Annotated in this window: 9 protein-coding genes and 2 pseudogenes; 5 read left to right on the forward strand and 6 right to left on the reverse strand. The window is 59.4% G+C overall.

The genetic code is table 11. From position 1 onward, the window contains the following. The first annotated feature begins 446 nt into the window (after positions 1-446). Entirely contained in the window at positions 447-3,227 is a 2,781-nt protein-coding gene (locus BUA38_RS09620) for an ATP-binding protein (protein WP_072817717.1), read from the forward strand. A gap of 39 nt (positions 3,228-3,266) precedes the next feature. Here BUA38_RS09620 and BUA38_RS09625 read toward each other — a convergent pair whose 3' ends face one another. The 4 genes and pseudogenes from BUA38_RS09625 to BUA38_RS09640 form a co-directional block, all read right to left on the reverse strand. Continuing rightward, positions 3,267-3,806 (reverse strand): helix-turn-helix domain-containing protein, encoded by a 540-nt coding sequence (locus BUA38_RS09625; RefSeq protein WP_072817718.1) that lies wholly within the window; start codon positions 3,804-3,806, stop codon positions 3,267-3,269. Positions 3,807-4,119: 313 nt separating this feature from the next. Further along, a pseudogene (gene poxB, locus BUA38_RS09630) lies at positions 4,120-5,840 on the reverse strand (ubiquinone-dependent pyruvate dehydrogenase). Positions 5,841-5,946: 106 nt separating this feature from the next. Then, positions 5,947-6,750 (reverse strand): acetoacetate decarboxylase family protein, encoded by an 804-nt coding sequence (locus BUA38_RS09635; RefSeq protein ID WP_072817719.1) that lies wholly within the window; start codon positions 6,748-6,750, stop codon positions 5,947-5,949. Between the two features lie 147 nt (positions 6,751-6,897). Continuing rightward, positions 6,898-7,698: an acetoacetate decarboxylase family protein gene (locus BUA38_RS09640; protein ID WP_072817720.1), complete on the reverse strand. Its 801-nt coding sequence runs from the start codon at positions 7,696-7,698 to the stop codon at positions 6,898-6,900. Between the two features lie 322 nt (positions 7,699-8,020). Here BUA38_RS09640 and BUA38_RS09645 point away from each other — a divergent pair, with 322 nt between their 5' ends. Both BUA38_RS09645 and BUA38_RS09650 read left to right on the forward strand, forming a co-directional pair. Beyond that, on the forward strand, positions 8,021-8,380 hold the full coding sequence (locus BUA38_RS09645; RefSeq protein WP_244553225.1) for a hypothetical protein: 360 nt from the start codon (positions 8,021-8,023) through the stop codon (positions 8,378-8,380). Positions 8,381-8,416: 36 nt separating this feature from the next. After that, positions 8,417-8,866: a hypothetical protein gene (locus tag BUA38_RS09650; protein ID WP_072817721.1), complete on the forward strand. Its 450-nt coding sequence runs from the start codon at positions 8,417-8,419 to the stop codon at positions 8,864-8,866. Positions 8,867-8,927: 61 nt separating this feature from the next. Here the strand turns inward: BUA38_RS09650 and BUA38_RS09655 are convergent, their stop codons facing one another. Next, complete coding sequence (locus BUA38_RS09655) at positions 8,928-9,728, reverse strand: acetoacetate decarboxylase family protein (RefSeq protein ID WP_072817722.1); 801 nt, start codon at positions 9,726-9,728, stop codon at positions 8,928-8,930. An 88-nt stretch (positions 9,729-9,816) separates the two neighbouring features. Between BUA38_RS09655 and BUA38_RS09660 the strand changes: the two genes are divergently transcribed. Further along, positions 9,817-10,230: a hypothetical protein gene (locus BUA38_RS09660; RefSeq protein ID WP_072817723.1), complete on the forward strand. Its 414-nt coding sequence runs from the start codon at positions 9,817-9,819 to the stop codon at positions 10,228-10,230. 23 nt (positions 10,231-10,253) lie between these two features. Here BUA38_RS09660 and BUA38_RS09665 read toward each other — a convergent pair whose 3' ends face one another. After that, positions 10,254-10,763: a hypothetical protein gene (locus tag BUA38_RS09665; RefSeq protein WP_156898470.1), complete on the reverse strand. Its 510-nt coding sequence runs from the start codon at positions 10,761-10,763 to the stop codon at positions 10,254-10,256. A 184-nt stretch (positions 10,764-10,947) separates the two neighbouring features. On the opposite strand from BUA38_RS09665, the pseudogene BUA38_RS38750 reads away from it, so the two are divergent. Then, positions 10,948-11,181, forward strand: a pseudogene (locus BUA38_RS38750) (DUF763 domain-containing protein); the annotation flags it as partial. Between the last annotated feature and the right edge of the window lie 137 nt (positions 11,182-11,318).

Below are 11,318 nucleotides of genomic sequence, written 5' to 3' on the forward strand. Positions count from 1 at the left end.
CGGTGCCGGTTCTCGAGGTTTAACCCATCTTATTGCATCTCTCGTTCGCGTCGCCAATTGGCCGGCTTTGACCGAAGGTTTGCCTGAACGACTAGCAAAGGCGCGTCGCAGCTGTGAATCCTTTTTCGCTTTAAGGCGCTTTCTCGGTGACGGCTTTTGGGCGGTAGCCTAAGTCATATCAGGCTATCCTGGCTTGTTGATCTTTGCCTTCCCGCGTCCTTTTGCAGATGACGGTGAAATTTTGCTGTCCACCCGTATTCTGTTTCGTATATTCTTGGCTTGGACGCGGCAGGGTTTCTTGTTGACCTTCAGGAACATCAATACGAAAGCCGCGCGGGATCGAATTTTGCGGGCGTGGCTTTAACATGCTTCGACGGAATGATCGCCCAGCACCCGAAGTTGTCCACGTTGGAGCATTCAAGCTCTTCCCGTCTCAACGCCTGCTGATGAGGGACACTGAGGTCGTCAAGCTGGGCGGCCGCTCGTTCGACATCTTGCTCGCTTTGGCGGACAGACCTGGCGAAGTCGTTACCCAGAAAGAGTTGATCGCGAAGGTTTGGCCAGACGTTTTTGTCGAAAACGTCAGTCTTCGCGTTCATGTTGCGGCGCTGCGTAAAGCGCTGGACTGTGATGGTACGCGTTGCCTCGCGACCGTGCCCGGCCGCGGTTATTGCCTTGTCGCCCCGATCGTGCGGGAAACGATCGAGGAATTGCCCGAGTCGGTTCCCGCTATTGAGCCCGCATATCCATTGCCCCCGCCACTCGCCCGAATGGTGGGCCGGGATGAGGACGTCCGCGCGATCTGCGAAGAACTGCTTGCACGCAGGTTCGTGACCGTCGTTGGAGCGGGAGGAGTAGGAAAGACCACAACTGTCCTATCCGCCGCGCATGAGCTCCTTGACGAATTTCTTGGCGCGGTGTGCCTTGTCGAACTCAGTCCTGTCAATTCCCCGCAGTTTCTGGCGTCAGCGATCACGTCCGCCTTTCGTCTTCCAGTTCGGGCGCAAGATCCGATACCGGAACTGGCCACGCATCTCCGCGGCAAGCGCGTCTTGCTCGTCCTCGATAGTTGCGAGCACCTCATCGCGGAAGCGGCCAGGGTCGCGGAGCGGCTCTTTCGAGAAGCCTCGGACCTTTACATCCTGGCGACGAGCCGCGAAGCGTTGCGGGTGGAGGGCGAGCACATTTACCCGTTGCCTCCACTGATCAGCCCGCCAGAGGATGAGAAACTCACCGCTGCCGAAGCTCTTGCGTATCCGGCCGTGCAATTGTTCGTCAATCGCATCGTAAGTGCCGGGTTCAGCAAGGGGCTTGTCGACGAGGACGCACGGATCGTGAGCGGGATGTGCCGCCAGCTCGGCGGCATCGCGCTCGCGATCGAGCTCGCCGCCGGACGTGTCGCAGCCTACGGCATTCGCGATACCGCATCGCTTCTCAACGGCCAGTTCGCGTTGCTCTGGCCCGGCCGGCGGACCGCGCCGCCTCGTCAGCAAACGCTGAACGCGACGCTTGACTGGAGCTACGATCTGCTTTCGGACGACGAAAGAAGGGTATTCCGGCAGTTATCCGTCTTTACAGGCGGGTTCACGCTCGACGCCGCCTGCGGCGTGGTGACCGGTGACGGGCCGGGAAGCTTGGAGTTTCACCGAATCGTCGCGAGTTTGGTCGCGAAGTCTCTCGCCTCCGCCGATCCCGGCGCGTCGAAGCGTTATCGTCTGCTGGACATGACCCGGACCTATGCCGGGTCAAAGCTGCAGCAGGCAGGCGAGAGCCTCGATTTGTGCCGGCGACACGCTACCTACTACCGCGATCTGCTGGCGCAAGCGGCGCGTGAAAACCAGGACCCTCGGGCGCTGGCGGCGGAAATCGAGAATATTCGCGCGGCGCTCAGTTGGTCGTTCAAGCCCTCGGGCGATTCCGAGTTGGGCGTGCAATTGGCTGCGTTATCCGCGACGACCTGGCTCGGTTTGGGCCTTCTCACCGAGTGCCATGATTGGATGAGGACAGCATACCAGCTCCTCGACGACACGCCCGCACCACTGCCGCAGCATCTGGGAATCTGCATGGCACTCGCGAGCACGCTGCTGTTCACCGCGAGCGATATCGGCGAATTCAAACCCGTCTGGAACAAGGCCTTCGGCCTTGCCGTGAGCCTCGGCGACGTCGAAAGCCAGATGAGTTGCCATCTTGCCTTGTGGGCCCTCCAGATTCGTGTACCGCATTACGCCGACTGTCTTGCGGTAGCCGAAGATTGTCTGCGCACGGCCGAGCGCGCCGACAATTCAGGCGCGATCGGTCAAGCAGAATGGATGCTGGGACAATCGAATCTGCACCTCGGACGGCCGGAAGAGGCAATGAGCCACTATCAGCGCTTCATTACGGTGGATACAGAAGCGTCGCGGTTGGCCATGATGAAGCAAACTGGCTATGACAGACGCTCGGACGCTCTCGGTAATCTTTCGTTTCTTTGGTGGCTGACCGGATCACCCGAACAGGCCCTGCGCATTGGTAGCGAAGCGGTATCCGTGGCCCGATCGCTGGAGTTCCCGCTGCCAATCGCGGTCGCCGGCATGTGGAACGGCCTCACTCATTATTTCATCGAGTCCGATATCGACAAGATCGAAGCCGACATGGTTGATCTGGTTGAGCATGCGCGGACGCACGGGATAGTTCAGTTCCAGGGGTTTGGGCTGTCGATACTGGGTCTTTGCCAGGCGCGACGCGGCCAACTCGATGAGGCACGCCGGCTCGTCGAAGAAGGCTTGCGATTGCAGGACGCATCGCACATCCGTGTATTCCATCCTGCCATAAGGAGCGAACTTGCAGAGGCGGCCGCAAATCTGGGCCGGCTGGAAGTCGCCGAATCGATTCTTCAGCAGAACGACAGAGACGACGTCAACGATCCCGAACATTGGTGGACGCCCGAAATCTTGCGGGTAAAGAGTGTGGTGGCCGAAGCGACCGGGCGGATGGATGATGGTGTTGATCTTTGTCGGCGGGCCGCTGCGCTCGCACGCCGTCGGGGAGCGCTTTCATTTGAGCTGCGCGCCGCAACAACGCTAGGCCGAATGAGCGCGCCTCACCCGCATGAGGCGCTGGAATTGCTTGACTCTGTCTATGGGAGGTTTGCGGAGGGATTCCATACTCCCGATCTCCTGAAGGCGAAGCGATTGATCGATGAGCTTAAAATGTCAGGCGATCGCCCAGGCTTGCAGTACTCGACTTGAGTCGTTTCAGCGCGGCTGGTTCTCGGGGCTTATCCCGTCTTATTGCATCTCTCGTTCGCGTCGCCAATTGGCCGGGCTTTGGCCAAAGGCTTGCCTGAACAACTTGCAAAGGTGCGCCTGATCCGAAAATCCCGCGCTCAGGGCTATTTCGCTCAGCGAAGCCGCACTGGTCACCATGAGGTTGCAAGCTTTCTCCAGGCGCCTCTTGACGACGTAGGCATGCGGTGGTTCGCCAAACGTCAGCTTGAACGACCGCGAGAAATGAGCCGGGCTTCGCCGCGCAACTGCGCTCAGATCCCGGGTATGAATCGTGCGATGCAAATTCTTGTCGATAAAGGCCCGCACCCGGGCGATCTGCCAGCCCGTCAGCCCCGCCGTTGCCGACGGTTTCGCGCCCGAATGGCGTTCGATTTCGGATTGCAAGATGGTCGAGGCTGCAGCAAGCGACGCCTTCGCAGCCTCGCGATCATGCTCCAGCTCACGCCTTACCACCTCAAGGAGCTGTGCCAGGCTGCTTGCCAGGTAGCCGAATGCCGAGTCGGTCGACGAAATATCGGGTGTCGCTTGAGATCCGTCCATGGCGCATCCTCCTGATCAAACGAAGGATGCCCCAGACCACCCGTTATGGCTTGTTAAGTTACGTTCTGAATTATTAATTGGGGTAAAAAGAACGGCCAAATAACAGCAATTTCAGATCTTTACGAGGGCGCCTCATGCAGCCGGGCCCGCATACGAAGTGACGCTCGCAGCGCGCGAGCGCCGTAGACGAAACAAGAATGCACAGGTGAATGGCCGTGCCGGCAGCAGCAGAAAGGCAAGACAGGGCGCCGGCCTTCACCCCGGAGGGACAAGGCGGCGCCCATATCACGCCTTCATTCCTTCCCGACAACGCTCAACGCGTGAGATTGACCTTTGCAAGGTCGATCAGTTGTGTCGCCCGGCCGTCGAGAACGGCCTTCATCATATACATTCCGAAATGATAGGCCTGATCCAGAGTCGTCTTCGGCGGCATGGCGAGTTCCTGGCGGGCGCTCACAACGTCGACCAATACTGGCCCCTTGTGCTCGAGCGCGGCCTGGATGGCTGCGTTCAACTCCTGTGGCTTCTCCACACGGATGCCACGAATACCGACCGCTTCGGCCATGCGCGCGAAGTTCGGATTCTTGAGGTCGCAGCCGGTGTCCAGGAAGCCGTTCGCCTTCATCTCCATTTCGACAAAACCGAGCGTGCCGTTGTTGAGGACGATGACCTTCACCGGAAGCCCCATCTGGGTCAGCGTGATGAAATCTCCCATCATCATGCTGAAGCCGCCGTCACCCGACATCGAAATGACCTGGCGACCTGGAAACGCCGTTTGGGCGCCGATGGCTTGCAGCATCGCGTTGGCCATCGATCCATGATTGAACGAGCCGACGATGCGCCTTCGGCCGTTGACCTTGAGATAGCGCGCGGTCCAGATGATCGGCGTCCCCACGTCGCACGTGAATATCGCATCATCAGCCGCCAGGTCGCTGACCAGGCGGGTGACATACTGGGGATGGATGATGTTGCTGTTCGGACCGCTCTCCGCGAGCGCATCGAGTTCGCTGCGTGCTTCCTTGTAGTGAGTCAGCGCACGTTTGAGATGACCTGAATCAGTCTTCTCCTTGATCACCGGCAACACGGCCTCCACGGTGTCCTTCACCGTGCCGAGCAGGCCGAGGTGCAGCGAGCAGCGATTGCCGAGCGCTTCGGGCCGCACGTCAATTTGGGCGATTTTTGCCTTTTCGGGATAAAACGCCCGATAGGGAAAATCCGTCCCCAACATCAGCAGGGCGTCACAATCCTTCATGGCCGCATAGCCGGACGCAAAGCCGACGAGACCGGTCGTTCCGACATCGTAAGGGTTGTCGTACTCGATAAACTCCTTGCCGCGGAAAGCGTGCACGATCGGCGCCTTCAGTTTTCGCGCCAACTCGACGACCTCGTCGTGCGCGCCCGCGCATCCGGCCCCGCAGAACAAGGTCACCCGCGAAGCTCCATTGAGAAAATTCGCCAGCCGATCGATGTCGATGGCGTCCGGTCGCAAGACAGGTGCGGCAGGCAAAAGCCATTCGGGGACCTCGGCGTCGATTTTCATGAGTGCGACGTCGCCCGGCAACGCGACGACGGCCACGCCGCGTTTGGCGACGGCGACGCGAATGGCGCGCTTGAGGATCTGTGGCAGTTGCCGGGACTGGAAACGAGTTCGACGTAGTGACTGCAATCCTTGAAGAGACTTTCCGGATGCGTTGCCTGGAAATAGTCGATGCCGATTTCGCTGCTGGGAATGTGAGCCGCGATCGCCAGCACAGGCACGCCGTTGCGCTGGCAATCGAACAGACCGTTGATCAGATGCAGGTTGCCAGGGCCGCAACTGCCGGCGCATACGGCAAGGCTACCGGTCAGATGGGCCTCCGCGCCGGCCGCGAAAGCCGCGGCTTCTTCGTGCCGCATGTGAATCCAGTCGATCGATTTCCTGCGCCGCATCGCGTCGGTAAACCCATTGAGGGAATCGCCAACGACACCATAGACGCGCTTGACTCCCGCTTTTTCGAGAGCCTCGACAAGATATTCTGAAGCGGCTTTGCTCACGACCGTTCTCCTTGAAATGTCTTTCAGAGGGCCTCCACGAACAGAGGGGCTGTCGGTTCGCGGAGGCCCTCCTCGGCGTAACGGGGAGGACACGCTACGCCGTTCGTCATTTGTGCACGTGATCTTCGAGTATTTTGAGATCCGTGACCGAATAAGCGAGCGAACAGCGGAAGCCGGATTCGATGCGTCTCGGTGCAAGCGCGTGCAGCTCCTCACCTTTCGCCTCGGGAAGATAGATCTCACCCTCCCCCACCCAGCCGTTGACGACAGTCAGACTGTCAGTGATCGACATCACCAACTCGTCGACTGCCGGCTTGTCCTGGAATCCGGTGGCGAGTCTCGGAAAGTATCGCAACATGACCGTCGGGCGGCTGAACAGCGACAATCCATTTTCGATCGGCTTGCGCAAGGTGATGCGAGCTTCGGCGAGCCGCTCGCCGTGTGCGGAAAGGCTCGCGCCAAATCTGCCGCCGGGCACGACCGGCGCTGCGGCTGCGCCCGCGGCGGCAAAGGTGCGCGTTTGGAAAATGCTGCCCATCTTCTTGGGGAAGCCTTGCGTCCACCCCCGCGCCAACGCGGCATCGTTATCGACATAGATGTAAGGGCACCACATGACGGGCTGGCCGCGGTAGATCGCATCGAGCAGCACGAACGCCTCGCGATATTGGTAACGGGCCGGGTCGAGAAACTCGTCATCCTGAGCGGTGAATTGCCAGTCCAGGAACATCATGACGGCATGACCGTTCGACTTTGGATCGGGCGAAAGGCCGTGCGGCAGTGTCGCCGCGGCCGCAGCAGGGTCCGCCCAGAACTCGACTCCTACGACGTCGCCCGAGTAGTGCCAGGGCGGCGACGCAGCCAGTGCTGCCTGGCCGAACGGCGACTTGGGAACGATGAAGCCCTTGAGCATTTCAATTCCTGCGCGTCTCGCTCATTTGCGGGAAAGTTTATCAAGGCCGGCCGCAATTGATTTCACCGGCTTGCGTCAGCTTGTCTATTCTTGCGGTGCCGGCCTCCAATGACGCGTTGCCGGTTTCAGTGGGTTATGAGGCCGGAGCTAGACAGCCAGATTCGCCAATATCTCGTTGCAGGAAACGGAAAAGGAGAATGCGAATCGATAGCCGCGTCCGACCTTGATCGGGCCCAGCATGTCGAGATCTTCGCCGTGCACTTCGGGAAAGATCAGTTCCGCCGAGCCGATCCATCCGTTGGTGATCATGACGTTGTCCATGATGCACAGGACCAGTTCGTCCACGACCGGTTTGTCGTGGGCGCCGGCGCAGAGCCGCGGAAAATATCGCCGGGTCACGACAGGTCGATCGAACAGACCATCGAGCCGATCCACCTCTTCGCGCAATGTTAACCGGGCGTCTGCAAGCCGCTGCCCATGGGCAGAGACGCAACCGGCAAGTCGACCATTGCGGCCGAGAGGTGGCGATGCTGCACTTTGGGCAGCAAAAGTCCGGGTCTGGTGAACGACGCCAAGCTTTCTTGGATACCCCTGGACCCAGCCCATCATGATCGCCGCGTCGTTGTCGGTGTAGGCGTATGGGCACCAGGCTATCTGCGAACCGCGCCACGTGGCGTCAAGCAGAACGAGGAACTCGCGGCTCTGGTAGCGCGCGGGATCAAGATATTCGTCACCGTTTGCCGTAAATTGGCAATCGGCGAAAATCGCGACAGAGCGTCCATTGCTCCGCGCATCCAGCTCAACCTCTTGGGGAAGCATGGTGGCGGACACTTCCGGATCGCTCCAGAACTCCACCGCCAGCACATCGGCTGCGTAGTGCCATGGCGGCGGGGGAGTTAAAGCCGCGGTCCCCCGCGGCGACCGCGGGACCGCAAAACCCTTGAGCATGAGACGATCCTATGCACCGGCGATCACTCGCTAAGCCGTCAAAATTGCGCTGAAAAATCTTAGGCTCGCCGGAATACCGATCTTGTCGTTCCATGCCGTAAATTGGCGAATACTGCCCGCACAAGTTGCGACAAAATCACACCGGCACGGCGCAGCCGGAAAGCAAAGGCCGCTCGCTTCGATGGGCAACGGGCAGTGATCATTCCAGGTGTTCGCGGCGCAGCCGGAGCGGAAAACGATTGAAGCAGTTTTGAACAAGCACTCGCACGACCGTTCCTCCTATACCCGTGCGAGTCCCGCACGCCAGTTTGGAGAAACGACGATGGTAAAATTCCTGATGACCGCCGCACTCGCGGGCAGTCTCGCTGGTCTGACCTCCATCGCCGAGGCACGCTCGGTCTATGACGGGTCTTGGGACCTTCTCTTCGTGACGCAACGTGGCACGTGCGACCCGAACTACAGTTTTACGGTCATCATCAACGACGGAATCGTCACGCATCCGAACCTTGTCAGGCTCAAAGGTTATGTCGCGTCCTCGGGCGCGGTACGTGCCTCCGTAACGGTCCAGGACAAGTACGCTTCCGGCTCCGGCAGGCTCTCTGACAAAACCGGGCGCGGCACCTGGCGGGGATACTCGGGCACCGCGCGCTGCTCAGGTTATTGGACCGCTCAGCGGAACTGATGATTTTGGGAGACCCGCAGCGGTGGAAATTGACGAATGGATGGCTCAATTATCTCTGCGCTCGCCGCCCTGACCGGAGCAGTCGTCGGCAGCTTGACGAGCGGCATCGCAAACTGGATCAACCATCGGAGCCAGCTCCGCGCCCAATGGCTTAATCATGAAAGGAATCGCCGGCAGATCCTCTACAAGGATTTCATTGAGGAGGCTTCCAAGTGCCACATCGATGCGCTACAGCACAATGAAGCGGACATTCCCGGTCTGGTCGGTCTCTATGCGAAGCTGAGCAGGATGAGGGTCTTGTCTTCCCCGCAAGTGATCGAAAATGCCGAGATAGTTACACGAAAAATTCTGGATACCTATCTGGAGCCCGAAAAGAGCTTTTTCGAACTGCGAGAAATGGCTATCGATGGCACCATTGATTTGTTGCGCGGCTTCAGCTCTGCCTGCCACGATGAATTTGAAGACATAAAGACGCGACAGCTTTAGCGTCGCGCCAGATCGGCCACCACATGCGGGACCAGCCGCCCCACCCGGTCATGACCGGAAGCTAGCGCACGTAGTTCTTCAGGATGCGGAGGTCCGTCACCGAATACGACATTCCAAGCCGGTAGCCACGTCCGACCCGTTTCGGAGCGAGCGAATGCAGGTCCTCACCCTGGACCTCGGGGATCCTGAGTTCGGCCGACCCTGCCCAAACGTCCACGACCGCAAGATCGTCGGTGAGCGACATCGTCAGCTCATCCACCGCAGGTTTTTCCTGCAGACCCGCCGAGAGCTGGGGGAAATAGCGGCGCATCACCGTCGGGCGATTGAATATAGCGGCCGGGTTTTCGGCCTTTTCCTCCAGCTGAATACGCGCCGTCACGAGCCGTTCGCCATGAGCGGCGAGGCTTCCGCCGAAGCGGCTGCCCTTCGCGAGCGGAGCGGCCGCGGCGCTCGGCGCGGAGAAGCTTCGCGTCTGGAAGACGCTGCCCAGCTTCTTCGGAAAGCCCTGGGCCCAGCCGCGCGCGATCGCGGCGTCATTGTCAACGAAGATGTAGGGACAATAGTTGATTGGCTTGCCGTCGAAGACAGCTTCCACCAAAACAAATGCTTCCCGGTATTGATACCGGGCGGGGTCCGTGTGCTCGTCGTTGGAGCCCGTGAATTGCCAATCGAGAAACCAGACAAATGAGCGCCCGTTCGACTTTGCGTCAGACGAAACACCTGGCGGGAGGAGAGCCGTCACGGCTTCAGAATCGGCCCAGTACTCGACGACAAGACAGTCGCTGGAATAGTGCCACGGGGGAAGACTTACGAGAGGCGACAATCCCTGTGGCGTAAGAGGAACGGAAAATCCCTTCAGCATTGGACACCTCGATATTGGACGCTGGCCGATCTCGTAGAGGTTTTTGCCGCAAACCATCGCTGCGTTGACGCGATACCGAGCTCTGGACATGGCTCAGTTCTCCAGGGAACCGTTGGAGATCGCGACGTCGCAGATTTGCCTGATCTCAATCGCTTCCATGAGAATAGCGCCGAGACCGCTGCGAGATTGGATTGCAGTGCTGTCGTTTGTAGATGCGAAGCACGGCCTTTCCGCGTCGCTTCCACAAGCGAAATTCGACAGTGCGCCCGCGAGCTACCGCCATCGCGGCGGCTCGATCACGGATGTCAACATCGGCACAAACCCAGCTTCCTCAAGCTCGAAAGATTCTTACAGCACCGCGTTGTCCGCAGCCGCCATGCTGTCGTGGCCATCGGTGCTCTTGGCAGCGCTTCAGATCGAAGATCTCCGCCTGTCCCTCTTCCGTCGTCTCTTCCCGCATCTGTTCCAGAAGGTCGCCGTCTCGGGTGTCTGCGTCGCCTAGGTCACCGGACACGAGTCTTCGCGTCACTGCGCCGGCTTTGCCAGTTCTTCGAGAATGTTGATCTTCGGCTCATCTCCGACGATGAGATCGCCGGGGCGCATGTCGGCCGGGCAGGCACCCAGCCATTTGCCCTCGCGGCCACCGCTATATTCGCCTTCGCCTTTGAGTGCCGGTTCAAGACGAGTCCTGACTTCGATGCGATAGGCGGCGTCACCTGCAAAGGTTATCTTGGCGCGCGATATGGTCTTGAAGTCGGCCACGGCGGCTTCGCAGACCAGCTCCCGCGTGAACTGTGGCGAGTAGAACGCGAAGAAAAGCGGAGGATCGCAGGCATCGTAGAGAGCGGCGAGCGTCTCGTCCGTGGTGGTATCGATGCACATCCTGGCGGGATTCTGCTTCAGCGGGGATTGCGACGCCTTCACGTCGTTAGAATACCAGCGCAACTCCCAGAGGCCTGGCTTTCGCCTCACCAGCTCGTCGGCTTGCGCAATTTCCGCCGAAAAGGCGAGCAGCATGACTGCGAGCCAACGCATTTTGTGTTTGCGAGCTTCGTGCGAGGTGCGGTGAGACGGCGCAAAAAAAGAAATGAATGGTGCCCAGGGGCGGCTTTTTATATATCCGACAAAATTGATTTTTATAGATTTTTAATGAGCGGCGACATAACGATACCAACGCCGGTACCAACTTTTTCGAACTGCGACCCTGTAGTGCGCAGCCGCAGTGACAAACTTCGTTGATCAGCCGCACAGCGCGATCGACGGCCCGCAACAGGGCGAAATCATCAACTTAGCCGACCGCCGCGCGATGAATTCGCGCGACGCCTAAGTCAAGTTGTTGATGGATTTAGGGCCCGACGCAATTTTGGAACACTTTGAGGCACTCAACAGAGCGCCCTCGCGGCAAAGCGAATTGCCTTATCTCGTCATGCCCGTGCATCATGACGTACGTCCCGTGGTCAAGCAGCTCGCGGATTGCCGCGATGAGAGCAGCCTAATTTTTTGGCCTCGAAAGCTGGGATTCCCAACTCGTGGTGGCGTCCTCGATTCGGCGTTTCTTGGACTCGCACAGGCCGATTCGCAAGGTAACTT

The sequence above is a fragment of the Bradyrhizobium erythrophlei genome, from assembly GCF_900142985.1.
GTDB classification, from domain to species: Bacteria; Pseudomonadota; Alphaproteobacteria; order Rhizobiales; family Xanthobacteraceae; genus Bradyrhizobium; species Bradyrhizobium erythrophlei_B.

Excerpts from the sequence above, each read along its gene's own strand:
- BUA38_RS09620 (WP_072817717.1), top strand. The coding sequence starts at position 447 with ATGAGGGACACTGAGGTCGTCAAGCTGGGCGGCCGCTCGTTCGACATC.
- BUA38_RS09625 (WP_072817718.1), bottom strand. The coding sequence starts at position 3,806 with ATGGACGGATCTCAAGCGACACCCGATATTTCGTCGACCGACTCGGCA.
- BUA38_RS09635 (WP_072817719.1), bottom strand. The coding sequence starts at position 6,750 with ATGCTCAAGGGCTTCATCGTTCCCAAGTCGCCGTTCGGCCAGGCAGCA.
- BUA38_RS09640 (WP_072817720.1), bottom strand. The coding sequence starts at position 7,698 with ATGCTCAAGGGTTTTGCGGTCCCGCGGTCGCCGCGGGGGACCGCGGCT.
- BUA38_RS09645 (WP_244553225.1), top strand. The coding sequence starts at position 8,021 with ATGGTAAAATTCCTGATGACCGCCGCACTCGCGGGCAGTCTCGCTGGT.
- BUA38_RS09650 (WP_072817721.1), top strand. The coding sequence starts at position 8,417 with ATGGATGGCTCAATTATCTCTGCGCTCGCCGCCCTGACCGGAGCAGTC.
- BUA38_RS09655 (WP_072817722.1), bottom strand. The coding sequence starts at position 9,728 with ATGCTGAAGGGATTTTCCGTTCCTCTTACGCCACAGGGATTGTCGCCT.
- BUA38_RS09660 (WP_072817723.1), top strand. The coding sequence starts at position 9,817 with ATGGCTCAGTTCTCCAGGGAACCGTTGGAGATCGCGACGTCGCAGATT.
- BUA38_RS09665 (WP_156898470.1), bottom strand. The coding sequence starts at position 10,763 with ATGCGTTGGCTCGCAGTCATGCTGCTCGCCTTTTCGGCGGAAATTGCG.